Source organism: Rhodoplanes sp., assembly GCF_013377085.1.
GTDB lineage: Bacteria > Pseudomonadota > Alphaproteobacteria > Rhizobiales > Xanthobacteraceae > Rhodoplanes.
This window is the reverse complement of record NZ_JACAAX010000020.1, coordinates 77,996-102,384: the sequence shown is the minus strand read 5'-3', so window position 1 is coordinate 102,384 and position 24,389 is coordinate 77,996. Positions and strand designations below refer to the sequence as shown.

26 protein-coding genes are annotated in these 24,389 nt (G+C 68.3%); 21 read left to right on the top strand and 5 right to left on the bottom strand.

Features of this window, described 5'->3' with window-relative positions; genetic code table 11:
- Positions 1–216: 216 nt before the first annotated feature.
- From HXX10_RS15585 to HXX10_RS28990, 11 genes are all read left to right on the top strand, one after another.
- The gene (locus HXX10_RS15585) at positions 217–915 is read left to right on the top strand and encodes a response regulator transcription factor (RefSeq protein WP_296523632.1); all 699 of its coding nucleotides are present in this window, start codon (positions 217–219) and stop codon (positions 913–915) included.
- A gap of 152 nt (positions 916–1,067) precedes the next feature.
- The gene (locus HXX10_RS15580) at positions 1,068–3,242 is read left to right on the top strand and encodes a sensor histidine kinase (RefSeq protein WP_296523630.1); all 2,175 of its coding nucleotides are present in this window, start codon (positions 1,068–1,070) and stop codon (positions 3,240–3,242) included.
- Positions 3,243–3,498: 256 nt separating this feature from the next.
- Positions 3,499–3,984 carry an HPr kinase/phosphorylase gene (locus HXX10_RS15575; protein WP_296523628.1) on the top strand — a complete coding sequence of 162 codons (486 nt, stop codon included), beginning with the start codon at positions 3,499–3,501 and terminating at the stop codon, positions 3,982–3,984.
- A 343-nt stretch (positions 3,985–4,327) separates the two neighbouring features.
- Positions 4,328–4,729, top strand: coding sequence for a PTS sugar transporter subunit IIA (locus HXX10_RS15570; protein WP_296523627.1), 402 nt, complete (start codon positions 4,328–4,330; stop codon positions 4,727–4,729).
- A gap of 8 nt (positions 4,730–4,737) precedes the next feature.
- Positions 4,738–5,070, top strand: coding sequence for an HPr family phosphocarrier protein (locus HXX10_RS15565; RefSeq protein ID WP_296523625.1), 333 nt, complete (start codon positions 4,738–4,740; stop codon positions 5,068–5,070).
- A gap of 324 nt (positions 5,071–5,394) precedes the next feature.
- Positions 5,395–6,822 carry an adenosylhomocysteinase gene (gene ahcY, locus HXX10_RS15560; protein WP_296523624.1) on the top strand — a complete coding sequence of 476 codons (1,428 nt, stop codon included), beginning with the start codon at positions 5,395–5,397 and terminating at the stop codon, positions 6,820–6,822.
- 227 nt (positions 6,823–7,049) lie between these two features.
- Positions 7,050–7,841 carry a class II glutamine amidotransferase gene (locus HXX10_RS15555; RefSeq protein WP_296523622.1) on the top strand — a complete coding sequence of 264 codons (792 nt, stop codon included), beginning with the start codon at positions 7,050–7,052 and terminating at the stop codon, positions 7,839–7,841.
- Between the two features lie 383 nt (positions 7,842–8,224).
- On the top strand, positions 8,225–10,036 hold the full coding sequence (gene lepA, locus HXX10_RS15550) for a translation elongation factor 4 (protein ID WP_296523620.1): 1,812 nt from the start codon (positions 8,225–8,227) through the stop codon (positions 10,034–10,036).
- A gap of 23 nt (positions 10,037–10,059) precedes the next feature.
- A complete protein-coding gene (locus HXX10_RS28995; RefSeq protein WP_367141986.1) occupies positions 10,060–10,323 on the top strand; it encodes a DUF4258 domain-containing protein in 264 nt (87 codons plus the stop codon).
- Entirely contained in the window at positions 10,320–10,514 is a 195-nt protein-coding gene (locus HXX10_RS15545; RefSeq protein ID WP_296523618.1) for a DUF2283 domain-containing protein, read from the top strand. The genes HXX10_RS28995 and HXX10_RS15545 overlap by 4 nt, the downstream gene beginning before the upstream one ends.
- 15 nt (positions 10,515–10,529) lie before the next feature.
- Positions 10,530–10,784, top strand: a complete 255-nt coding sequence (locus tag HXX10_RS28990) for a hypothetical protein (RefSeq protein WP_367141985.1) — start codon at positions 10,530–10,532, stop codon at positions 10,782–10,784.
- Here HXX10_RS28990 and HXX10_RS15540 read toward each other — a convergent pair.
- The gene (locus tag HXX10_RS15540) at positions 10,738–11,382 is read right to left on the bottom strand and encodes a hypothetical protein (RefSeq protein ID WP_296523616.1); all 645 of its coding nucleotides are present in this window, start codon (positions 11,380–11,382) and stop codon (positions 10,738–10,740) included. The two genes, HXX10_RS28990 and HXX10_RS15540, sit on opposite strands and share 47 nt — an antisense overlap.
- A gap of 319 nt (positions 11,383–11,701) precedes the next feature.
- On the opposite strand from HXX10_RS15540, the gene HXX10_RS15535 reads away from it, so the two are divergent.
- From HXX10_RS15535 to HXX10_RS15520, 4 genes are all read left to right on the top strand, one after another.
- Complete coding sequence (locus HXX10_RS15535) at positions 11,702–11,923, top strand: hypothetical protein (RefSeq protein WP_296523615.1); 222 nt, start codon at positions 11,702–11,704, stop codon at positions 11,921–11,923.
- Between the two features lie 139 nt (positions 11,924–12,062).
- Positions 12,063–12,296, top strand: coding sequence for an antitoxin MazE family protein (locus HXX10_RS15530; RefSeq protein ID WP_296523613.1), 234 nt, complete (start codon positions 12,063–12,065; stop codon positions 12,294–12,296).
- A complete protein-coding gene (locus HXX10_RS15525; protein WP_296523611.1) occupies positions 12,293–12,622 on the top strand; it encodes a type II toxin-antitoxin system PemK/MazF family toxin in 330 nt (109 codons plus the stop codon). Before HXX10_RS15530 ends, HXX10_RS15525 begins: the two co-directional genes overlap by 4 nt.
- Positions 12,623–12,699: 77 nt before the next feature.
- On the top strand, positions 12,700–13,998 hold the full coding sequence (locus tag HXX10_RS15520; protein ID WP_296523609.1) for an MFS transporter: 1,299 nt from the start codon (positions 12,700–12,702) through the stop codon (positions 13,996–13,998).
- On the opposite strand, the gene HXX10_RS15515 is transcribed toward HXX10_RS15520, so the two are convergent.
- Positions 13,995–14,891 (bottom strand): sigma-70 family RNA polymerase sigma factor, encoded by an 897-nt coding sequence (locus HXX10_RS15515; RefSeq protein WP_296523608.1) that lies wholly within the window; start codon positions 14,889–14,891, stop codon positions 13,995–13,997. The genes HXX10_RS15520 and HXX10_RS15515 overlap by 4 nt on opposite strands.
- Before the next feature lie 15 nt (positions 14,892–14,906).
- Entirely contained in the window at positions 14,907–15,371 is a 465-nt protein-coding gene (locus HXX10_RS15510; protein WP_296523606.1) for a carboxymuconolactone decarboxylase family protein, read from the bottom strand.
- Between the two features lie 187 nt (positions 15,372–15,558).
- Here HXX10_RS15510 and htpG point away from each other — a divergent pair, with 187 nt between their 5' ends.
- On the top strand, positions 15,559–17,499 hold the full coding sequence (gene htpG / locus HXX10_RS15505) for a molecular chaperone HtpG (protein WP_296523605.1): 1,941 nt from the start codon (positions 15,559–15,561) through the stop codon (positions 17,497–17,499).
- A gap of 13 nt (positions 17,500–17,512) precedes the next feature.
- Here the strand turns inward: htpG and HXX10_RS15500 are convergent, their stop codons facing one another.
- Positions 17,513–18,148 (bottom strand): biliverdin-producing heme oxygenase, encoded by a 636-nt coding sequence (locus HXX10_RS15500; protein WP_296523603.1) that lies wholly within the window; start codon positions 18,146–18,148, stop codon positions 17,513–17,515.
- A 103-nt stretch (positions 18,149–18,251) separates the two neighbouring features.
- Complete coding sequence (locus tag HXX10_RS15495; protein WP_296523601.1) at positions 18,252–19,055, bottom strand: hypothetical protein; 804 nt, start codon at positions 19,053–19,055, stop codon at positions 18,252–18,254.
- Positions 19,056–19,317: 262 nt separating this feature from the next.
- Between HXX10_RS15495 and HXX10_RS15490 the strand changes: the two genes are divergently transcribed.
- The 5 genes from HXX10_RS15490 to HXX10_RS15470 all read left to right on the top strand — a co-directional run bounded on the left by HXX10_RS15490 (position 19,318) and on the right by HXX10_RS15470 (position 24,359).
- The gene (locus HXX10_RS15490) at positions 19,318–20,298 is read left to right on the top strand and encodes a tripartite tricarboxylate transporter substrate binding protein (protein WP_296523599.1); all 981 of its coding nucleotides are present in this window, start codon (positions 19,318–19,320) and stop codon (positions 20,296–20,298) included.
- A complete protein-coding gene (locus tag HXX10_RS15485) occupies positions 20,295–20,765 on the top strand; it encodes a tripartite tricarboxylate transporter TctB family protein (RefSeq protein WP_296523597.1) in 471 nt (156 codons plus the stop codon). The genes HXX10_RS15490 and HXX10_RS15485 overlap by 4 nt, the downstream gene beginning before the upstream one ends.
- Positions 20,766–20,775: 10 nt before the next feature.
- On the top strand, positions 20,776–22,278 hold the full coding sequence (locus tag HXX10_RS15480; RefSeq protein ID WP_296523594.1) for a tripartite tricarboxylate transporter permease: 1,503 nt from the start codon (positions 20,776–20,778) through the stop codon (positions 22,276–22,278).
- Positions 22,279–22,481: 203 nt separating this feature from the next.
- The gene (locus HXX10_RS15475; protein ID WP_296523592.1) at positions 22,482–22,754 is read left to right on the top strand and encodes a hypothetical protein; all 273 of its coding nucleotides are present in this window, start codon (positions 22,482–22,484) and stop codon (positions 22,752–22,754) included.
- A gap of 192 nt (positions 22,755–22,946) precedes the next feature.
- Positions 22,947–24,359, top strand: a complete 1,413-nt coding sequence (locus tag HXX10_RS15470) for a caspase family protein (protein WP_296523589.1) — start codon at positions 22,947–22,949, stop codon at positions 24,357–24,359.
- The last annotated feature ends 30 nt before the right edge of the window (positions 24,360–24,389 follow it).

Sequence of the window (24,389 nt, the reverse complement as noted above, 5' to 3'; positions counted from 1 at the left end):
CGCTCTCTCCTGCTCGCCCTCGACTGTCGGGCGCCGCCAAGGCGAACCCCAGTCGATTTCGCCTCTGGTATGGCGAAATTGCTTCTGAATCACTAGACTCTCTGGACAGACGCGCATTCCGGACCGGTCGGGACACCGCCCGGCCGGGTCACATTTCGGCCCAGCTTTGCGGGCTTCAAGGCCCGAAGAGTATGCCCGTTCACGGGAAAGAGGCTCATGCCGACCATCGCGCTCGTCGACGACGACCGGAACATTCTCACCTCGATTTCGATCGCGCTCGAGGCCGAAGGCTACCGGATCATGACCTACACGGACGGCGCCTCGGCGCTGGACGGGTTCAAGACCAGCATGCCCGATCTCGCCATCCTGGACATCAAGATGCCCCGCATGGACGGCATGGAGACGCTGCGGCGCCTGCGCCAGAAGTCCGACGTGCCGGTGATCTTCCTCACCTCCAAGGACGAGGAGATCGACGAGCTGTTCGGCCTGAAGATGGGTGCCGACGATTTCATCCGGAAGCCGTTCTCGCAGCGGCTGCTGGTCGAGCGGGTCAAGGCGGTGCTGCGGCGCGCCTCTCCCAAGGACGGGACCGCGCCGAAGGAGACCGATTCCGCCAAGGTGCTGGAACGCGGGCTGCTGCGCATGGATCCGGAGCGCCACACCTGCACCTGGAAGGCCGAGCCCGTCACCCTGACCGTGACGGAGTTTCTGATCCTGCAGGCGCTGGCGCAGCGCCCGGGCGTGGTGAAGAGCCGCAACGCCCTGATGGACGCGGCCTATGACGACCAAGTTTATGTCGACGACCGCACCATCGACAGCCACATCAAGCGGCTGCGCAAGAAGTTCAAGCAGACCGACGACGACTTCGACATGATCGAAACCCTGTACGGCGTCGGCTATCGGTTCAAGGAATAGGGTTCGCCGGGCCGGCTCGCACGGACCCGCCGCCCGCGCCGGCTGAAGGTTTTCAGGGTGGTGCCGGCGGCGCAGGGGGCCAACCGGAGAGCTGCTTCGACCGGTGAGACGGCCCGATCGTTGAGACGCCAGAACGACGAGGCGCAAGGCCCGTGCTCGATCGAACCGCCGAACGCGACAGTGCCGCTCGAGACACCGTCGAGTCCCGCTCGGCGGTCGCGACCGCACCCGACGAGTCGCCGCCCGTCCAGGTCCGCCGCCATCGCCCCTGGCGCCGCCTCATGCAGCCGCTGCGGCGCGCCGTCCGCGCTTGGCTGCAGCCCGCCTCCGAGCAGATCCGCCGCTCCGCCGAGCGCGCCGCGCCGGGCCGCCCGCCGGCCCGCAAGGACGAGCCGGTCCTGCACGGCCTGTTCGGCATCGGCACGCTGCGCCGGATGGCGCGGCTGCGCCGCGCGGCGCGTCGCCACCGCGTCCGCCTGCAGGCGCTGGCGAGCCCGCTGGTGCGCGGCACCCGTGCGGTCGGCGACGGGCTGGCCGCCGTTCACCGGCGCAACATGGCGGCGCTCGCCGCCGTCGGCGTCCCGACCGCCCGCGTGCTCCGTCTCGACCGCGTCGGCCGGGCCCTGCAGCCCGCCTGGAAGCTGTTCACGGCGCTGACCTTCTCGAGCCTGACCCGGCGCATCGTCTTCCTCAATGTCGCCGGCCTCTTGGCCCTCGTGGTCGGCATTCTCTATCTCACCCAGTTCCGCGCCGGCCTGATCGATGCGCGGGTTCACAGCCTGCTGGTGCAGGGGGAGATCATCTCCGGCGCCATCGCCTCGTCGGCGACGGTCGACACCGACACCATCACGATCGACCCGCAGCGCCTGCTCGAGCTGCAGGCCGGCGAGAGCTACGGCCCCTCCGACGACGTGCTGTTCGGCTACGAGTTCCCGCTCAATCCCGAGCAGGTGGCGCCGCTGCTGCGCCGGCTCGTCACCCCGACCAACACGCGCGCCCGCATCTACGACCGCGAGGGCGTGCTGTTCATGGACAGCCGCAACTTCCTCGGCCGCGGCGACGTCTTGCGCTACGATCTGCCGCCGCCGACCGCCGAGAAGCCGGGCGTCGTCGAGCGCACCTTCGGGGCGATCCGGCGCTGGCTCGGGCGCGGCGACCTGCCGCGCTATCGCGAGCTCGGTCCCGAGGAGAACGGCAAGGCCTATCCGGAGATCGCCCAGGCGCTCAACGGCCAGAAAGGCAGCGTGGTGCGCATCGACGACCGCGGCAACGTCATCGTCTCGGTGGCGATCCCGGTGCAGCGATCGCGGGTGGTGCGCGGGGCGCTCCTGCTCTCCACCCAGGGCGGCGACATCGACCAGATCGTCGAGGCCGAGCGGCTGGCCATCCTGAAGGTGTCGCTGATCGCCGCCGGCATCATGTTCGTGCTGTCGCTTCTGCTCGCCGGCACCATCGCGGGCCCGGTGCGGCGGCTCGCCGACGGCGCCGAGCGGGTGCGCCGACGCATCAAGTCGCGTGTCGAGATCCCCGACTTCACCGGCCGCAAGGACGAGATCGGCCATCTCTCCGGCGCGCTGCGCGACATGACCAACGCGCTCTACAGCCGCATCGAGGCGATCGAGAGCTTCGCGGCCGACGTCGCCCACGAGCTGAAGAACCCGCTGACCTCGCTGCGCTCCGCCGTGGAGACCTTGCCGCGCGTCAAGACGCCGGAGAGCCAGGCGCGCCTGCTCGCCGTCATCGAGCACGACGTCAAGCGCCTCGACCGGCTGATCTCCGACATCTCCGACGCCAGCCGGCTCGACGCCGAGCTGCAGCGCAACGATTCCGGCACCGTCGACCTGCGCCGGCTGCTCACCACCGTGGTGGCGGTCGCCAACGAGGTGAAGCGCGGCAAGGGCGTCAACGGCGTCCGTGTCGCGCTCGCTTTCGAGGGTGGCGGCCCGCGCAGCTTCCAGCTCTCCGGAAACGACTCGCGGCTCGGCCAGGTGGTGCACAATCTGATCGACAATGCCCGCTCCTTTTCGCCGGAGGGCGGCGTCGTGCGGGTGACGTGCCGGCGGCGCGACAAGGAGCTGGAGATCGCGGTCGACGACGACGGGCCGGGCATCAGCCCCGACGCCGTCGAGAAGATTTTCAACCGCTTCTACACCGACCGGCCCGACCAAAGCTTCGGCCAGAACTCCGGCCTCGGCCTGTCGATCTCCAAGCAGATCGTCGAGGCCCATGCGGGCCGGATCTGGGGCGAGAACCGGCTCGGCCCCGACAACGGGGACGGCCCCACCGTGCTCGGCGCCCGCTTCGTCGTCCGCCTGCCGGCGACGTGAGCGGGATGGCAGGGATCCGACGAGCCGACCGCGCGCTGACCGACCTCGATTCCCCGGTTTCGCGGTTCTTGCGTTCCCTCCCCCCTTGTGGGGGAGGGACAGGGAGAGGGGTTGCCACGAACTCGTTCGCCAGCGGCTCACCCCCCTCTCCACCCCTCCCCCACAAGGGGGGAGAGAGCAGGCAGTTGCTCGCGGTTGCGCATCGGCATGAGACGGCCGACGATCGGACTTGTTCAATTAGGCGCCGGGCTGCGCCATGACGCCCACCATCCATGCATCCGCCGTGCTGGTCGGGGCCCGGGCCGTGCTGATCCGCGGGCCGTCGGGGGCCGGCAAGTCGCATCTCGCGCTCCGCCTGATCGCCGCCGCGGACGGGCCGCTCCGCTTCGTCCGGCTGGTGTCCGACGACCGCACCGTCGTCGAGGCGGTGGGCGGCCGGCTGGTGGCACGGCCAGCCCCGTCGCTCGCCGGGCTGATCGAGGTGCGCGGACTGGGGTTGCGGCGTCTGCCCTACGAGCCGGCCGCCGTGGTCGGCTTGGTCGTCGACCTCGCTGATCCGTGGGCGGAGCGCATGCCTCAGGACAGCGCCACCGCGGCGGTGATCGCCGGGATCACGCTGCCGCGGCTCGGTCTCGCCGCCGGGACGGATCCGCTGCCGGTGGTTGCGGCGGCGCTGGCCGTCCCGCCTGCGGATTGCGTTTCGGGCCTGGCGTCGGCCCGGGTCCTCGAGCCGACGCCCTGAGGCGGCGCGTCGCATGCCCTTCACGGAATCGTCACGGCTGCATATTAACGAATGACGACTTGAATTTAGCTGCGGGTCTGAGAGGATCCGCGGTGTCGGTCCCCCACCGTGCCCGCGTCACTGCCGACCCGCGGACGTGATCTGCCCGGACCCGGCTTGCGGGTCGCCGGGAGGTGGGGTATCCGCGACGCCCGGGGTGCGGAGGGGCCGCGCCGCGCCCCGGTTCCGTGTGTCCGGCGGCGGACTTACCGGCCGGGGACGAGGGTCTTGCGCTCGGGCTCGGGAATGTCATGATCGTTTCGTTTTCTCGTGCGGCGCAGCACACGCGCCGCGGGGTGTTCCGATGATCGGCCTCGTACTCGTGACCCACGGTCGGCTCGCCGTCGAGTTCCGTGCCGCGTTGGAACATGTCGTAGGCCCGCAGAGCCAGATCGAGACCGTCACGATCGATCCGACCGACAATGTCGAGCTTCGCCGCAAGGAGATCATCGAGGCGGTCTCCCGGGTGGACACCGGCGACGGTGTCGCGATCCTCACCGACATGTTCGGCGGCACGCCGTCGAACCTCGCCATCTCGGTGATGAGCCTGCCGAACGTCGAGGTGCTGGCCGGCATCAACCTGCCCATGCTGGTCAAGCTCGCCAAGATCCGGGCCGAGTGCCCGCTGGCCGAATCAGTCGCCGCGGCGCAAGAATCAGGCCGCAAATACATCACCATCGCCAGTCGCGTCCTGGCCGGGAAATGAACCGGGCGATGAACGACGAGACCGACGCCGACGACGCATGCGGGGCGGAGTTTCCGGAGCCGCGCCCGGGTGCCGTCGTGCGCCACATCCCGATCGTCAACCAGAAGGGCCTGCACGCCCGCGCCTCCGCCAAGTTCGTGCAGACGGTCGAGCGCTTCCGCGCCGCCGTGTTCGTCACCCGCTGCGGCCAGACGGTCGGCGGCGACTCCATCATGGGCCTGATGATGCTGGCGGCGGCGCCCGGCACGACCATCATGGTCGAGGCGCTCGGCACCGACGCCGACGCCGTGATCGCCGCCCTCGAGGAGCTGATCGGCGGCCGCTTCGGCGAGGACGACTGAGGCAGCTTTTCGCGGACGCCGGTGCTCACCCTCCCCTGGAGGGGGAGGGTCGGGCGCGTGCGCAGCACGCGTCCGGGGTGGGGTGAAGCCGCAAGCACCGGCTTCGCCGACCACCCCCTCCCGGCGGGCTTCGCCCGCCGACCTCCCCCCTCCAGGGGGAGGTGAAAGGCGTTGCGTCGCGCTTCAGCCCAACCCTCTCTTAACGACATAAAGAAGTCTTTATATGTTTCTTGCCCGGCCTGTGCGGTCCTGCTATAGGGCTGCCACACCGCCCGCGGTTGCGCCGGGCGCGAGACAATCCAACGCACGAGCTCAGGGATCTCCATGACCGCTTCGCCGAAAGCCGCGTCCGCAGCCGCCACCGATTACGCCGTGAAGGACATCGGCCTCGCCGACTGGGGCCGCAAGGAGCTCGACATCGCCGAGACCGAGATGCCCGGCCTGATGGCGACCCGCGACGAGTACGGCCCCGAGCAGCCGCTGCGCGGCGCCCGCATCGCCGGCTCGCTGCACATGACCATCCAGACCGCGGTGCTGATCGAGACCCTCAAGGCGCTCGGTGCCGACGTGCGCTGGGCCTCGTGCAACATCTACTCGACCCAGGACCACGCCGCCGCGGCGATCGCGGCCGGCGGCACGCCGGTGTTCGCCGTCAAGGGCGAGAGCCTGGTCGAGTACTGGGACTACACCCACCGCATCTTCGAATGGGCCGACGGCGGCACGCCCAACATGATCCTCGACGACGGCGGCGACGCCACGCTGCTCATCCATCTCGGCGCCCGCGTCGAGGCCGGCGAGACGGCGCTGATCGCCAAGCCGACCAACGAGGAAGAGGAAGTCCTGTTCGCCGCGATCAAGAAGCGCGTGAAGGAGCAGCCCGGCTGGTACAAGAAGAACGCCGAGGCGATCCGCGGCGTCACCGAGGAGACCACGACGGGCGTGCATCGCCTCTACGAGATGCAGAAGAAGGGCCAGCTCCTGTGGCCCGCCATCAACGTCAACGACTCGGTGACCAAGTCGAAGTTCGACAATCTCTATGGCTGCCGTGAGAGCCTGGTCGACGGCATCCGCCGCGGCACCGACGTGATGATGGCCGGCAAGGTCGCCATGGTGGCGGGCTTCGGCGACGTGGGCAAGGGCTCGGCGGCCTCGCTGCGCAACGCCGGCTGCCGCGTCATCGTCTCCGAGATCGACCCGATCTGCGCCCTGCAGGCCGCCATGGAGGGCTACGAGGTCACCACGATGGAGGACGCGGCGCCACGCGCGGACATCTTCGTCACCTGCACGGGCAATCTCGACGTGATCACGGTCGATCACATGCGCAAGATGAAGGACCGCGCCATCGTCTGCAACATCGGCCACTTCGACTCGGAGATCCAGGTCGCCGGGCTGCGGAACATGAAGTGGCACAACGTCAAGCCGCAGGTCGACGAGATCGAGTTCGCCGATGGCCACCGCATCATCCTCTTGTCGGAAGGCCGCCTGGTGAATCTCGGCAACGCCACCGGCCATCCGAGCTTCGTGATGTCGGCGTCGTTCACCAACCAGACGCTGGCCCAGATCGAGATCTTCTCCAACCCCGGCAAGTACGAGCGGAAGGTCTACACGCTGCCCAAGCACCTCGACGAGAAGGTCGCGCGGCTGCATCTCGCCAAGGTCGGCGCCAAGCTGACCCGGCTGTCGGACAAGCAGGCGACCTACATCAACGTGCCGATGGACGGCCCGTTCAAGGCCGACCAGTACCGCTACTGAGGGCCGCGCCGGGCGTCCGAGGCCGGGCATGCCGGCATTGCTTCTGTCGTTCCGGGCTCGGCGCTGCGCGCCGCCCCGGAATGACGATCTTGCGAAGGTCTCGCCTCGAGACCCAGGAATGCCGGCCCGCCATCCGAATTGACCTTCCCCCTGCCGCATTGCGATTATAGTGGCTGAATCGGCCGTTCGGGTGCAGAGTCGCCCGGCCGGGAAGGAGCCAAGTCGCCATGTGCCGCTGGATCGCCTATCGGGGCGAGACGATTGCGCTCGAACACTATGTCACGGCGCCCGCGCGCTCTCTGGTCGCCCAGAGCCTCCACGCCCTCGAATCGACCGCCTCGACCCATGGCGACGGATTCGGGCTAGGCTGGTACGGCGACCACCCGGAGCCCGGCCTCTACCGCGAGGTGCGCCCGGCCTGGTCGGACGAGAACCTGCGCTATCTCTGCCGCCACATCCAATCGCACATGTTCTTCGCCCATGTGCGCTCGGCGACCGGCACGCCGATCACAAGGCCGAACTGCCATCCCTTCGCCTGCGGGCGCTGGCTGTTCATGCACAACGGTTTCATCGGCGACTGGACCCGCATCCGCCGCCGGGTCGAGGCGCTGATTCCGGACGAGCTCTACGGCTCGCGCACCGGGACGACCGATTCGGAGGCGATGTTCCTGGCCATTCTGGGCGCCGGGCTGGACCGTGACCCGATCGGCGCCGTCGCCCGTACGCTCGCCGCCGTCACCGCGATGTGCTGCGAGGACGGCCACGCCGATCCGCTGCGCTTCACGGCGGCGATCGCCAACGGCCGCGACCTCTACGCCTTCCGCTATGCGGTCAACGACAAGGCCAACACGCTCTACTACCGGGCGGTCGGCAAGGACGTGGTGATCGTCTCCGAGCCGCTCGACGAGGACCGCTCCGAATGGCACGCAGTGGCGCCCGACCACGTGGTGGTGGCGCGGGCCAATCATGCGCCCGAGGTGCTGCCCTTCCGGGTCGCCCAGCAGGTGGCGGCCGAGTAGGCGGCTACGCAGACGGTCGCAGCCTGCCTTTACGTCGCCCCGCGCGGGCTACGGCATGCACACATCGCATGGAGCACCTATGAGGCGTCATGCGCGGGCGCGACCCGCGCATCCATCCCTTCGCAAAAGGCCTACTTTTCGAAGCGTGATGGATCGCCGGGTCGAGCCCGGCGATGACGACGGTGAAACGCGGCGACGCCTCGATTCTCATTGAACACATTGACGTTTTCGAGATCTGTGCATGCCGTAGCGCTTGCGGGGCGAGGGTGAGCTGGCGCCGCGCGTCGAAGCCGCCGTCCCTCTGGCCCCGCCCGCCCCCCTCATACACGGCCATCGCCCCGGCTCTCCTTGCCGCCCCGGGGTGCGGATGTTATCTCGCGCCCATGACCACCCAGAACATCGACGGCATCCGCAACTTCTCCATCGTTGCGCATATCGACCACGGCAAATCGACCCTCGCCGACCGGCTGATCCAGCTCACCGGGGCGATGAGCGAGCGCGAGATGCAGGGGCGCGAGCAGGTGCTCGATTCGATGGACATCGAGCGCGAGCGCGGCATCACCATAAAAGCCCAGACGGTGCGGCTCGCCTACCGGGCCAAGGACGGGAAGGACTACGTCCTCAACCTGATCGATACCCCCGGGCATGTCGACTTCGCCTACGAGGTCAACCGGTCGCTGGCCGCCTGCGAGGGCTCGCTGCTGGTGGTCGACGCCAGCCAGGGGGTCGAGGCGCAGACGCTGGCGAACGTGTACCAGGCGCTCGACAACAACCACGAGGTCGTGCCGGTCCTCAACAAGGTCGACCTCCCGGCCGCCGAGCCCGACAAGGTGCGCCAGCAGATCGAGGACGTGATCGGGCTCGACGCCCATGATGCCCTGCTGATCTCGGCCAAGACCGGCATCGGCATCCCGGACGTGCTGGAGGCCATCGTCACCCGCCTGCCGCCGCCCAAGGGCGACCCCGACGCCCCTCTGAAAGCCCTGCTGGTCGATAGCTGGTACGACGCCTATCTGGGCGTCGTCGTGCTGCTGCGCATCGTCGACGGCTCGATCAAGAAGAGCCAGCGCATCCGCATGATGCGCACCGATGCCGACTACGAGGTCGACCGGGTCGGCGTGTTCACGCCCAAGATGGTGGAAAAGGACACGCTCGGCCCCGGCGAGATCGGCTTCATCACCGCCTCGATCAAGGACGTGGCCGACACCAGGGTCGGCGACACCATCACGGACTACCGCAAGCCGACCGCGCACGCGCTGCCCGGTTTTCGCCCCGCCATCCCGGTGGTGTTCTGCGGGCTGTTTCCGGTCGATGCCGCGCAGTTCGAAGACCTGCGGGCGGCGATGGGCAAGCTGCGCCTCAACGACGCGAGCTTCACGTTCGAGATGGAGACGTCGGCGGCGCTGGGCTTCGGCTTCCGCTGCGGCTTTTTGGGGCTGCTGCACCTCGAGATCATCCAGGAGCGGCTGGAGCGCGAGTTCAATCTGGATCTGATCGCCACCGCGCCGAGCGTGATCTACAAGATCACGCTGACCGACGGCCGCGAGATCGAGATCCACAATCCGGTCGACATGCCGGACCCGGTGAAGGTCAAGGAGATCAACGAGCCCTGGATCGAGGCCACCATCCTGACGCCCGACGACTATCTGGGCAGCGTGCTGAAGCTGTGCCAGGACCGCCGCGGCAACCAGCGCGAGCTCACCTATATCGGCAATCGTGCCATGGTGAAATACGAGCTGCCGCTCAACGAGGTGGTGTTCGATTTCTACGATCGCCTCAAGTCGGTGTCGAAGGGCTACGCCTCGTTCGACTATCACCTCACCGACTACAAGCCGGGCGACCTCGTCAAAATGCAGATCCTGGTCAACAGCGACCCGGTCGACGCGCTCTCCATGCTGGTCCACCGCACCCGCGCCGAGGCCCGCGGCCGCGCCATGTGCGAGAAGCTGAAGGAGCTGATCCCGCCCCACATGTTCGTGGTGCCGATCCAGGCCGCGATCGGCGGCAAGATCATCGCCCGCGAAACCGTCCGCGCCTTCCGCAAGGACGTGACGGCCAAGTGCTACGGCGGCGACATCACCCGCAAGCGAAAACTCCTCGACAAGCAGAAAGAGGGCAAGAAGCGCATGCGCCAGTTCGGCAAGGTGGACATCCCGCAGGAGGCGTTCATCGCCGCGCTGAAGGTGGATGTGTGAGGAACCGGGCGCGGTGACGTCCCATGTCCGCTCCGAAGCCGCTCCGGTTCACAAAACACGCCGAGGACGCTATCCTCGAACGTGAGTTGGATCGAAGCTGGATCGAAAGAACGGCTAGGGATCCCGAGTGGACTCAGCCTGATCCGAAGCGGGTTGGTGTGGAGCGGAGATTTCGAGAGATTCCTGAATACGGGAATCGCGTGCTCCGTGTCGCCTGCGTCGAAGCCGAGCAAGACATTCGCGTTCTGACCGTGTTTTTCGACAGAGATGCGCGGAGGCCGTCATGACCCCGACGATCAAATATCGGCCCGACGACAATGCGGCCTACATTCGTCTGTCGCAGCAGAAAGTCCTCGACAGCGCCGAAGTCGCTCCCGACGTCGTCTTCGACTACGACGCGGACGGCCGCATCGTCGGCATCGAGCTCCTCGATGCGCGTGCCCAACTTTCACCGGAACTGCTCGGCGAGGCGGCCTAAACGCGGCGCCATTGGATGGTACGGGCCTTCCGCAAGGACGTGACCGCCAAGTGCTACGGCGGCGACATCACGCGCAAGCGCAAGCTCCTCGACAAGCGGAAAGAAGCCAAGAAACGCATGCGCCAGTTCGGCAAGGTGGACACCGCAGGAGGCGTTCATTGCAGCGCTGAAGGTGGATGTGTGAGGCAAGGGCAACGATATGCCACCGTCGACCAGACAGGGCTCAGGCGCCGAAAAGTTTGCTCCCCAATGCGAATGCTCCTGCAATAAGCACAGCTAGGGCGCCGAGAAGGCTCCAGAGCTGACTTGGCTTCATGGTGCCAACCAGCTCGGCAATCGTTAATTCCGATGCGGATTTCGGTTGCTTCAATTTGCCTGCGGCATCGAGAACTCTGTGCTTCCAATCGGCGAGAATTCCGTTGAACTGGTTGGAGTTAAGTTCTGTTGCTTCGAGCTTAACCTTCTGAACGTACCAATTGTAGCCTGGTTCAAGAAGCCCGCCACACTGAATGCCTTTTTCGACGATCACTAATAATGGGAGTCCTCGACTTTGCGCCATCGCAGCCTCGATCTGATTCCAGGGCGTCGGAATCTTGAAATCGGTCACTGATAGCTGGTTTGGTCCTCCACGCTTTTCTATACCATTCGGGAAGTACATCCGCTCGAAGGCGATTACGACCGCGCCCGCACATTTGTCCATCAGGTCTACGATTGCCTTGAGCGGCGCGTCCGCGCTAAAAGTGTTTCTACCAACGGTGCAGGGAATCAATCCCTCGGATCGAAGTCTTTCCTCGACAGCCCTGACGAAGATTTCCTGTTGGTCGGTCGCCGTGCTACCGACACTGACAAAGATACTGCGCTCATTCATGAATGCAGCTCCTCGATAATCGTCTCGTTTGGAACCCAAAGTCGTACTCTGTGGCCGCAAACCGCTGATCTTTGGGGACGACGGGGCGATCCGGACTCGTGATGCTCCGGTTAGTCTACCACGCAGGCACCGCGGCACGGAATCCGCTGCGGACTTTGTAGCGCGTAGGGTGGGTAAATTAGGCCCGAACGCGCCGTGACCCACCAATCACGAGCGGGAGGTGGGTTACGCGCTGGCGCGCTAATCTAACCCACCCCACAGCGCTCCCCGGAACGCGGTGCCGCCTCGCGGCTTGTCCCTCGACAGAGGATCCGCACCGATGGCCATTCCGCTTCCGAACCAGCCTTACCCGACGCCGGCCGATCCGAACCCGGCGCCGGCGCGACCCGCGCAGCCGGGCGAGGGCACGCCCATGGAGCCGATCGGCATTCCGCCCGCGGGTCCGGCCGAAGCCCCGCCGGCGGGAGAGCCGCTCGGCGTGCCGCCGTCCGGGCCGGCCGAAATCCCGAGTTCTCCGACGACGCCGAGCCCGCAGGCCTGACTTTTCGGCCGCGGACGCGTAGCGGATCCGGTTTTCACCCGGGCCGGCCGTCGAGCTCGGCCATCGGAACGGATATCGGGACTCGTTGCTCCGGGCCGCCATATCGCGTAACATGTTACGCGATCGTCCGGAGCAAAACATGCCCGTCCATCCGAAGAAGCCGCCTGCCAAGACGCCGCGCCAGCGCATGCAGACGCGACGAGAGGCCATGCGCGCCCAAGGCTTGCGTCCGGTCCAGCACTGGGTCCCGGATCTTCGTGATCCCAAGGTTCTCGCCGATATCAGGCGCCAAGCCCGGCTGCTCGCCCAGCATCCCGAGAACGACGCGATCGACGCCTGGATCGACGCTGTCTACGAGCCGGACGATCGGTGAAACGGGGCGACCTCGTGCTGGTGGTGCTGTCGGGGGACCTCGGAAAACCTCGTCCGGCCGTAGTGGTTCAGGCGGACGAGCTGGGCCCGAACACCAATACGGTCCTGGTCTGTCCACTGACGTCCGACATCACCGAAGATTTGCCGCTTCGACCGATCATCCTTCCGACACCCGAGGCGGGTTTGGTGGTCCGTTCGCAGATCATGACCGACAAGATCGTCGCGGCCCGTCGCGACCGAATTCGACGACAGGTGGGCCGGATCGACAGCGCAAGCGTTCGGGCCTTGAACGCGGCCCTGATGGTCGTTCTCGGCCTCGCGGGCTGAGCCATCGCTATCGCGCATCGTCGTCGCGGCCCGGCCGGAGAGGGCTTGTTGCGCGAACAGTGGACGAGGATCCTCACATGCCGCCCGACGCAGCCCTCTATAAAAAAATCGCGCTCCGGCTGATCCCGTTCATGATGCTCCTCTACCTGGTCGCGTTTCTGGACCGGGTGAACATCAGCTTCGCGGCGCTGACCATGAACGCCGAGCTCGCGCTGTCGCCGTCCGTCTACGGCTGGGGCGCCGGCATCTTCTTTCTCGGCTACTTTCTCTTCGAGGTGCCCAGCAACCTGATCCTGGAGCGGGTCGGCGCGCGGCTGTGGATCGCTCGCATCATGGTGACGTGGGGCCTCGTCTCGGCCGCCATGGCCTTCGTCCAGGGACCGACCAGCTTTTACGTGCTGCGCTTCCTGCTCGGCGTCGCCGAGGCCGGCTTCCTGCCCGGCATGATCCTCTACTTGACCTACTGGTTTCCGCAGGAACGGCTGGCCCGCTTCGTCGGCCTGTTCATGATGGCGGTGCCGCTGGCCAGCGCCGTCGGCGCGCCGCTGTCGAGCTTTTTGCTCGCCGCGCACGGATTTCTGGGGCTGTCCGGCTGGCAGTGGCTGTTCGTCATCGAGGGCCTGCCGGCCTGCGCGCTCGGCATCGCGGTGCTGTTCTTTCTGCCCGACCGGCCCGAGACCGCCGCATGGCTCACCGAGCAGGAGCGCGCCATCGTGACGGCGCGCCTCGCCGAGGATCGCGCCCACCCAACGCACCGGCTCCAGGCGGCGCTCGGCCCGGCCCTGCTCGACGGCCGCGTGTGGCTCTTGGGCGCCGCGTATTTCGGCATCGTGGTCGGCCTCTACGGGGTCGGCCTGTGGCTGCCGCAGATCACCCGCGGGCTCGGCTTCTCCATCACCCAGGTCGGGCTGCTGACCGCGGTGCCCTATCTGGTCAGCGCCGGCGCGATGCTGGTGTGGGGGCGGCACAGCGACGCCAAGGGCGAACGGGTCTGGCACGTCGCGCTGCCGGTGCTGCTCAGCGCCGCCGGCCTTTTGGCCGCCATCGCCGTGCCGTCCGGCCTGCCTGAGCTTTTTGCGCTCGGCATAGCTACGGTGGGAATTTATATGACACTGGGGCCGTTCTGGGGCCTGCCGCCGATCTTCCTCACCCGCACGGCGGCGGCCGGCGGCATCGCGCTGATCAACGCGGTCGGCAATCTGGGCGGCTTTCTCGGTCCGTCGATCGTCGGCTGGACGCTGGAGCTGACCCACAGTTTTCACGCCGGGTTCGCCGTGATCACCGGATGCCTCGGCCTCTCCGTCGTCGCGGTCCTGCTGGTCGGAACCCGCATCCGCGGGCCGGCGCGCGCCGCCGTCGCCGGGATGCGGTCCTAGGACTGCAGCCGCGCTGGCGCGAGATGCGCCAGCTTGTCGGGGTTGCGGACGAAATAGATGGCGGTGATCTCTCCGTCGGCGATCTCGAACGCCATGGTCTGCAGGCTGCCGTCGGCCTCGGTGACGATCAGGCCCGGCAGGCCGTTGATGATGGCGCTGCGCTGCGCCGCCACCACGTCTGGGAACTTGGTGGCGATGCCGGCGAAGAATCGCGCGATCCGGTCGCGGCCGAAAATCGGGTTGAGCGCCGCGGCCTTCCTGCCGCCACCGTCGCTGTGCAGCACGGCGTCGGCGGCGAGCAGCTTTGCCAATGCGCCCGCATCGGCGTTCCGCACCGCCTCGGCGAAGGCCGACACGATGCTCGACCCGAGCTCGGGCGAGACAGAAAAGCGCGGCCGCGCGTCCCGCACATGGCTGCGGGCCCGCGCGGCGAGCTGCCGGCAGGCGGCCTCGCTGCGGTCGAGCAGGCCGGCGACCTCGGCAAAATCCACGTCGAAGACGTCGTGCAGCAGGAATGCGGCGCGTTCCAGCGGCGACAGCCGCTCGAGCGCCAGCATCAATCCGACCGAGAGGTCGGAAGCGTACTCGCTCGCCGTGTCGGCGGCGAGCGCATCGGCGTCCAGCACCGGCTCGGGCAGCCAGGGTCCGACATAGATCTCGCGGCGCGCCTGGGCCGAGCGCAGCCGGTCGAGGCACAGCCGCGCCACCGTCCGGGACAGGAACGCCTTGGCGTTCTCGACGGCGGCGCGGTCGGTGCGGTGCCAGCGCAGATAGGCGTCCTGGACGGCGTCCTCGGCCTCGGCGACCGAGCCGAGCATGCGATAGGCGAGGCCGAGCAGGTGCCGCCGATGCGCCTCGAACGTGTCGGCTGCCTCGTGCGGCACCGTGCCCATGTGCGGCTCCTGCGTTCAGGCGACGACCGCCGCCGGGCGGTCGGCCGGGTGCTGGGCGCGAAAACCGATCGCCAGCCGGTTCCAGGCATTGATCATGCCGATGGCGATCGACAGGGCGATCAGCTCGTCCTCAGAGAAGAACCGCCGCGCCTCCTCCCAGGTTGCATCGGGCGCATGGGTGTCGGCAATCCGGGTCAGCGCCTCGGCCCAGGCGAGCGCTGCCCGCTCGCGGTCGCTGTAGAGCGCCGACTCGTGCCAGGCGTCGAGCAGCAGCAGCCTGGCGTCGGTCTCGCCGGCCTTGCGCGCCTCGGCCGAATGCATGTGCAGACAGAAGGCGCAGCCGTTGATCTGCGAGACGCGCGTCTTCACCAGCGACAGCAGCCGCTTGTCGAGCGCCTTGGCCACCCAGGCCTCGACGCCCATCATGGCGGTCACGCCGTCGTTCTTGCGGCCCAGCCAGTTGTTCAGTCGCTCTGTCATGTCGGATCTCCCTTGCGAGCGGTGGGTTCGGGAGCAAGACGAGGCGGCCGTACAGACTGTGACATGGGGGGCGGATTTTTTCGGGTGCAGGTGTTTTGCCTTTTGGGTCTGCCGCCCACGTCCCTCTTGCGAGGGCGAAATTCCCCGCTATATCCCGTTCGTTTCATCACCTTGCCGAGTGGTCCGTATGAGCACCGACACGCATCCCGACGCACCTGCCGAGCCCCGCCCCGAGACCCATCCGTTCCAGGCCGAGGTGGCCGAGTTGCTGCGCCTGATGGTGCATTCGGTCTATTCGGAAACCGACGTCTTCCTGCGCGAGCTGATCTCCAACGCCTCGGACGCCTGCGACCGGCTGCGCTATGAAGCCATCGCGCGGCCCGAGCTTTTGGCCGAGGACCCCGACCTCGCGATCCGCATCCGGCCCGATACCGAGGCCGGCACCCTGACGGTCAGCGACAACGGCGTCGGCATGGACCACCAGGAGCTGATCGACAATCTCGGCACCATCGCGCGGTCCGGCACCCGCGCCTTCATCAACCGGCTCGCCGAGGCCAAGGACGGCGGCGGACTGATCGGCCAGTTCGGCGTCGGCTTCTACGCCGCCTTCATGGTGGCGGACCGCATCGAGGTGACCAGCCGCCGCGCCGGCAGCGCCGACGTGTTCGTGTGGCGCTCGACTGGCACCAGCGGCTTCGAGATCGAGCCGGCCGACGAGGCCCGCGCCGCCCGCGTCCTCCGCGGAACCGAGATCGTTCTCCATCTCAAGGAGGACGCCAAAAAATACCTCGCCCCGCACGAGATCGAGCGCGTCGTCCACGCCTATTCGGACCACATCCAGTTCCCGATCATGCTGGTCGCAAGCGACAAGCCCGCAGGCGACCAGAAGGCCGACGAGGCGCCCCGCCAGATCAACACGGCGAGCGCCGTCTGGCAGCGCTCGAAGTCCGAGCTGAAGCCGGAGGACTACAAGCAGGCCTACCAGTCGATCTGCGGCGCCTTCGACGATCCGGCCGTGACGCTGCACTACCGGGTCGAGGGCCGGCAGTCCTATGCGGTGCTGCTGTTCGTGCCGTCCGGCACGCTGTTCGACATGGTCGATCCGGCCCGCAAGAGCCACCTCAAGCTCTATGTGCGCCGCGTCTACATCACCGACGACGCGACGCTGCTGCCGAGCTGGTTGCGCTTCGTCCGCGGCGTGGTGGACAGCGAGGATCTGCCGCTCAACCTGTCGCGCGAGATGCTGCAGAACAACCCGCAGGTCGCGGCGATGCGCAAGGCGATCACGGGCCGGGTGCTGTCCGAGCTGGAGAGCGTCGCGACCAAGGAGCCGGACACCTTCGCCAAGGTGTGGGACACGTTCGGCGCCGTGGTGAAAGAAGGCCTCTACGAGGAGCCCGAGCGGCGCCCGCAGATTCTCGGTCTCGCGCGCTTCACCTCGACGACCGGCAGCGGCCGCTCGCTCGCCCAGTACGTCGCCGACATCAAGGAGAACCAGACCGAGATCTACTATCTGGCCGGCGAGGATCTCGATCGCCTCAAGGCCAATCCCAAGCTGGAGGCGGCCCGCGCCCGCGGCATCGAGGTGCTGCTGCTCACCGATCCGGTCGATGCGCTGTGGACCTCGCTGCGGCTCGATTTCGAGGGCAAGGGCTTCAAGTCGCTGAGCCAGGGCGATGTCGATTTCAGCCTGGTGCCGCTCGCCGAGGAGGCCAAGGCCGAGGCGGAGAAGACGGACCACAAGCCCGTCGACGAGGCGGCCGTGATCGCCGCCGTCAAGCTGGCGCTCGGTGAGCGCGTGTCGGACGTCAAGGCGTCCCAAAGACTCACCGACAGCGCCGCCTGCCTGGTCGCCGGCGGGTTCGGGCCGGACCGCGAGCTGGAGCGGCTGCTGTCCAGGCAGAACCGCGGCTCCGGGGCGAAGCCGATCCTCGAGCTCAACATGCGCCACGCGCTGGTCGAGGCGGTGGCGCGCACCAGCACGGCGGGCGACGCCGACGAGGCGAGCGACCTCGCCTTCCTGCTGTTCGAGCAGGCGCAGATCCTCGACGGCGAATTGCCCGACGATCCGGCCGCCTTCGCGCAGCGGCTCAACCGCCTGGTTGCGCGCGGCCTGCCGGCGGCGTGATGCCGAGCGCGCGTCAGCGCGCCGGCGCGTCCTGGGGCGAGGGTGTCGCCAGTCCGGCCGCCTCGAACAGGCGGTTCACCCGGGCGAAGGCCGCCTCGGCGCCGGCGACGACCCGCGCCTCCTCGGCCTCGGTCAGCACGGCGGCGTCCAGCGCCTCGGTGAAATGCCGCCAGTGCAGGCCGCGGCCTTGCGCGTGGCCGCGCATGTGGCGGGCGCCGAAATCCTCGTCGATGCCGATCTTGACGGTTTCCTGCAGCAGGAAGGGCGAGCCGAGATCGGCGCCCTCGATCACATAGAGCCAGCCCATGCCGGTCGGCGGATCGACCGGACCCGCGAGGGCCGGCGGCACGATCGGGGCCGCATCGAGGCCGAGGTTGAGGCCGAGATCTTGGGCGTCCTGCTCGGCGAGCGGCAGGCGGCGGCGCTCGGCGAGATCAGGAAACACCGCGCGCAGCGCCGGGTCCGCGTAGAGGACGTCGATGTCGCGGAAGATGGCGAGCTGCATGGCGAGGAAGCGGCCGTAGCGGTCGCGGTCGCGGAACGGGTCGCCCATCATGATGCGGGCGTCGAGGGCGCGGTGCACCGCGTCGGTCGCTGCCTGCAGGCGGCGCCAGCGCGACGTGGTCCCGGACGGCGACGCGGTACTCATCGATGAACTCCCGAAGGCCTGTCAGACCGCGCCACCATGCCATGTCGCCCGCCGGGGCCACAACGGCAGTGGAGCGCGGGACGGCCGCGCGGCGCTGCAGCGCCTACCCGCCCGCGATCGTCCGGCCAAAAGCCCGCAGGCCCTGCTTCACCTGCGTGTCGCTCATCATGTCGGCGCAGGCGGCGACGAGCGTCTGCAACTCGGTCTTCTGGTCCGGCTGCAGGAATTTCGCCAGCCGCGGACCGATCGCGCCGAGCGCCGGCAGGCGGGCGCGCCGCCAGTCGTCGGAGAGGCCGTCGACCGCGAGCGTCTCGATCACGCTCGCGACGGTGCGCAGGCTGCTCCGGCGGATCTGGGCGATGCCGGTCTGGAAGGTCGGCGTGGCGGCGTCGCCCGGCCGCGCCGTGGCGATGCGAGCCAGCACGGCCTCGACGATGGCGCCCTGGATGCGGAGCTGGAAGTCGAGGAAGTGCCCCATCTCGGGGGCGAACTTGACGACGTTGAGATTGACCTTCTCGTCCGCCTTCGGGTCCTGGGCGAGCGTGCCGAGATCGGCCGCACCGGTGCCGGCCAGCATGTAGGCGGTGCCGACCCGGGCGCCCGTGACCATGCGCTCGCTGAGCGGCGTCAGCTCCTGGACCGAGACGGCGCGGCCGGCGCCGACGTCGCTCGCATCGAACACCGCGTCGAGCAGGGGCTTCGCCGCCGGATCGTTTTCGCGCGGCAGCCGTCCGCTGGTCTCCGAGCCTTTGGCCATCGCCAGCAGGCTGGCGGCGGCGGCCTTGGCGGCCGGCAGCTTGGCGGGGTCGATCTCGGCCGCCGCCGGCCCGGCGAGCCAGGCGGCCGCGCCGAGCACGACCAGAACCGAAAGAAGTCGCCGCGACCGGCGCGCGCATGCCGTGGACATTCGCGTCTCCATTGGAATCACCTTGTGAGTTCAGCATGGGCACCGGGCGGTGCGCCACCCCGCGGTGATACGCCGGGGCCGGCCCTGGCAGGCCTACGCCACGCCCGAATGCGAGGTGCCATCTTCGCGCCGGCCGCCGCAACGCCGCGCCACCGTCCTCTGCCGATTGGACACGCGGCCTGGCGGCGGGCACGATAATTGTATTCGTCAGTCCCGCCGCATGTTCTTCCGCCGTCGCGCGCAAAACCAACAGGAGCCGTCGATGCCCACCTTCGCGCCCGTGTCCGCGCCCTTGTCCGCCATGCCGATCCGATCGGCCGTCCGGGGGGCTGCGCTCCTCGCGGCATGTCTCGTCCTGGCGGTGCCGGCCCGGGCGGAGTGGCCCGAGAAGCCGATCACCATCTCGGTCGGTTTCGCGGCGGGCGGCACCACCGACGTCGCGGCCCGCGCCGTCGCCGAGGTGGTCGCCCGAAAGCTCGGCCAGCCGGTCGTGATCGAGAACAAGGCGGGCGCCGGCGGCGCCATCGCGGCGACCGGCCTGACCAAGATGCCGGCGGACGGCTACAATCTGGTCGCCACCACCTCGACCACCATCACGCTCGATCCGCAGCTCATGAAGCTCGGCTACGCGCCGGCCGACTTCACCTATGTGGCGGCGGTGGGCGAGTTCCCCGAGGCCTTCATCGCGCTGCCCAAGCACGGCTGGAAGACCCTGAACGACGCCATGGCGGCGGCCAAGGCGACCGGCCGCATGAACTACGCCTCCAACACGGCGGTCGACCGCATGATCTCGGCGGCGATCGCCAAGAAGGCCGGCGTCGCGCTGGTGCCGGTGCCGACCCGCAGCGGTGCCGAGGTCGTCACCCAGGTCATGGGCGGCCATGTCGATCTCGGCTACTCGTCCGGCGCCTATTATCCGCAGGCCAAGGCGGGCGAGATCGCCGTGATGGCGGTGCTGGGTGACAAGCGCGTCGCCGGGCTGCCCGACGTGCCGACCCTCAAGGAGCTCGGCTACGGCATCTCCAGCGTCAACCTCATTCTGTTCGTCGCGCCCAAGGGCCTGCCGGGCGACGTCGCCAGGAAGCTCGACGAAGCCTTCGCGGCGGCCGGCAGCGATCCCTCCATCGTCTCGCTGATGGAGAAGCGCAGCCTCAACAATTTCGTCGAGACCGGGGCCGCACTCGCCAAGACCGTCCAGGATCACATCGACGGCTATGCCAAGCTGATCGAGTCCTCGAAGTGACGGCTGCTTCGCAGCCCGACGCTCCGCAGCCCGACGCTTTGCACGGCGACGCGTCGGCCCCACGCTCGCGCGTCTCGCTGCTCGCCGAGGCCGTGCTGCTCGGCGGCGCCGCGCTCGCCGCGGTGGTCTGGGTCATCCCGATGCAGACGACCGACGGCGGCGTCGGCCTGTCGCCGGCCGTCTTCCCGACCGTGTGCGCCGGCGCGCTCGGCGTCTTCGCCGTGGCGGACGCGGTGCTCCGTATTTTGCGCGGTACCTCGGAGCCACGTTATCCCGAGGGGTGGACAGCGTTCGCGCGCATTGGCGCCGTCGCCATCGTCGGCGCGGTCGTGCTGGCCAACGCCGGCATCGCGGTCTGTGCGCTGGTCACGGTGCCGGCCGGCATGGCCGTGCTGGGCGAGCGGCGGCCCTTGTGGATCGCCGGCGCCGCGCTGCTTTCCGCTGGTCTGGTCTGGCTCGTCTTCTGAAGGTCGCCCCATGTCCGACGCGCTTCTCGGCCTCGGCGATGCGCTGGCACCGCTCACCATCGGCTTCGTCATTCTCGGCGTGCTGCTCGGCTATGTCATCGGCGTGCTGCCCGGCCTCAACCGTCCGGCGGCGCTCGCGATCGCCATCCCGATCAGCTACTACCTGACACCGCTCGCCGCCGTCGCGTTCCTGATCGGCATCGCCAAGGCGTCCGGCGCCGGCGGGGCGACGACCGCGATCCTGATCAACACGCCGGGCGAGCCCAACGCCGCCGTCACCTGCCTCGACGGCTATCCGCTGGCGCGTGCCGGCAAGGCCAAGCAGGCCCTCAAGGTCGCCCTTTACGGCTCGGTGATCGGCGACCTGGTCGGCACGTTCGCCCTGATCCTGCTGGCGCGCCCGCTGGCGACGCTGGCGCTCGGCTTCGGCCCGGTCGAGATGTCGGCCGTGATGGTGCTGGCGCTGACCTTCATCGCGGCGCTCGCCGGCAACTCGCTGCTGCGCGGGCTTGCCGCCGGCGCCTTCGGGCTTCTCTGCGCTACCGTCGGCCTCGACATCGAGAGCAGCACGCCGCGGCTCACCTTCGACCAGGTGGCGCTGTTCGACGGCGTCCCGCTGCTCGCCGTCACGGTCGGCATGCTGGCGCTGTCGGAGATGATCATCCAGGCCGAGGAGGTGTTTTCCAGGCCGGCCGACGCGGCCAGCGCGGTGGTGACCGACGCCGCCGGCGACCGCTTCGGCTGGACGGAGTTCCGCCATGTGCTGCCGACCTTCCTGCAGTCGAGCCTGGTCGGCACGGCGATCGGCCTGTTGCCCGGGCTCGGCCCGACGGTGGCGTCGTTTGCGTCCTATGCGCTCGCCAAGCGTTTCGCCAAGCCCGGCGAGCAGTTCGGCAAGGGCGAGCTGAAGGGCGTCGCGGCCGCCGAGACGGCCGACAACGCCGTGGTGCCGGCGAGCTTCATTCCGCTGTTCGCGCTCGGCCTGCCGGGCAGCGTCTCGGCCGCCATCCTGATCGCGGCGCTGACCATCCACGGCGTCACGCCGGGGCCGCGCCTGTTCGAGGAGCAGCCGCGGCTGATCTACGGCATCTTCGGCGCCATGCTGATCGCCGCGCTGGTGATGCTGGTGGTCGGCCGCATCGGTCTCCTCGCCTTCGCGCAGCTCACGCGCGTCCCGGCCACCATCATCATCCCGGTCGTCACCATGCTGTGCCTGGTCGGCGCCTATCTGGAGAGCCACTCGGTGTTCGCGGTCGGCATGATGGTCGGCTTCGGCCTGCTCGGCTATCTGATGCACCGCTTCGACTATTCGCGGGTGACGTTCCTGATCGGCTTCGTCATCGGGCCGCAGCTCGAGCTCTCCGTGCGTCAGGCCCTGATCATCACCGAGGGCAAGGTGACGTCGCTCGCTCACCATCCGGCCGCCCTGACCGTGCTGATGGTCGCGCTCGTCGCCGCCATGTTCTTCATGCGCACGCCGCGCCAGGCGCGCGCCGAGGGCGAGGGCTCGTGAGGGCCGCCACGTCACGGCGTGGCGAGCCACACCGGCAACCTTGCGGCTCGCCCGACCGTCGAAGAAGGCTTCGTTTCGGCGCCCTTTGGTCTGCTTTCGGGCGCAATTGCACTCGAAGAGAGTGCGCGGGTGTTGCAGGGGCGCATCATACAATCGGCGAGACTCGTGCTTTACTCTCGGATGCCGAAGTGGAGTCGGGGACAATGGTCGTATCAGCCAATCGCCTGACAGAGCTGTGCCAGCACATCATGCTGGCCACTTGGGACCGGGACATGCCGGACTATCTGGGCCGAGCGTATGATGCGGCCTGCATGCTCCATGAGAACATCGCGTCTGGCGCGCTTCCAAGCCCGGCGAGGTTCGAGCGGACCCGTCTGAGGCTCGAGGCGGCCTGGACGCGATACGAGGGCGGAGCGGTTCGGCGAATGGGCGCGATCGACCAGATGGTCGCGGATATGGAGACCCGCGCGGCATGACGCGGTTGCCGGGCAACGCCCGGCGCGAATGTCGACACTGGCGCCGTCCGGAGTCGGGGGACGGTCTCGGCGCGTCAGGATAATCGCGTCGAGGACGGAAGAAATTAGGACGCCTGTTGCCGGCCGAACACTGGGCGGGGTGTCTGCCCGATGGTAGCTTGGCGACAGCATATCGAGCGGATGAGGCTTCAGATGCGGCTCGCGGTTCCTGCGCTGACCCTGTTGTGCATCCTCGGTTCCACGCTCTGCGCCCAGGCCGATCGGCGGGTCGCCTTGGTGATGGGCAACGGCGCCTACAAGAACGTCCAGGCCTTGCCCAATCCGACCATCGACGCCACGGCGATGGCGGCGAAGCTGAGGAATGTCGGCTTCGAGGTGGTCGAGGGCACCAATCTCACCCGCGAAGCAATGACCAACAAGCTGATCGAGTTCGGCAAGCGGGCACAGGGCGCCGACGTCGCAGTGTTCTTCTATGCGGGCCACGGCATCGCCGTGAACGGGATCAACTATCTGCTGCCGATCGACGCCGATCTGAAATCCGAGATGGACGTCAAGCTCGGCGCCGCGATCGACGTCGACGTGACGCTCGACCAGACGATGAGCGACGCCAAGGTCAAGCTCGTCTTCCTCGACGCCTGCCGCGACAATCCCTTTGCCGAGCGGATCCGCTCGGCGTCGCGGACCCGCAGCGTCACGGTACAGACCGGTCTCGCCGAGATGAAGTCGGGCGAAGGAACCCTGATCGCCTTTGCGACCGGTCCCGGCCAGACCGCGCTCGACGGCCAGAGCGGCGGCAACAGCCCGTTCACGCGCGCCCTGCTCGACAACATCGCCTCGCCCGGCCTCGAGATCCAGCAGGCGATGACCAAGGTCCGCGCGCAGGTGAACGAGGAAACCCGCAAGCAGCAGCTTCCGTGGGGCCACACCAATCTGATCGGCACGGTCTATCTCAATGCGCCGGCGGGCACGCCGTCCGACGCCGCATCGTCGGCCCAGCCCACGGCGATGGCCTCACCCGCAGGCGGGTCCGAGGCCGAGATCGAGTTCTGGCGGTCGATCAGGGATTCCAACAAGGTCGAAGAGCTCAACGCCTACGTCACGACCTATCCGAACGGCCAGTTCAAGCCGCTGGCGTTGGCGCGGATCGCCTCTCTGCAGGCGGCGCCGGCGGCGGCGACGCGCCAGCTCGCCCCGGGCGTCGACCCGGCCGTGCTGACGGCGGAGGCGACGCAGCTCACCGAGGACCAGATCGGCTTGAGCCAGGCCCAACGTCGTGACGTGCAGCGGCGTCTGACCGGGCTCGGATTCGACGTCCGGCAGAGCGGAAAGTTCGAGGCGGACACCCGCACCGTCATCACGCGCTGGCAGGCGGCGCGCGGCTATCCCAATTCCGGCTTTCTCAATCGCCCGCAGTACACGGCGCTTCTGGCGGAAATCCAGCCCGTCGCCGAACCGCCCCGCCCTGTCGTGCGCCAGGCCGCCCCGCCGCAGCAGCCGCGGATGCAACCGGCCGCCCCGCCGCCGCAACGCGCCCAGCCCGGCATCGATCCGGGGGTCGCCGGCAGCTTCATCGGCGGTGTCATCGGCGGCGCCATCCGCCGCTGAGCGGCGCTGTGAGACCCCACGCGCCGCCGC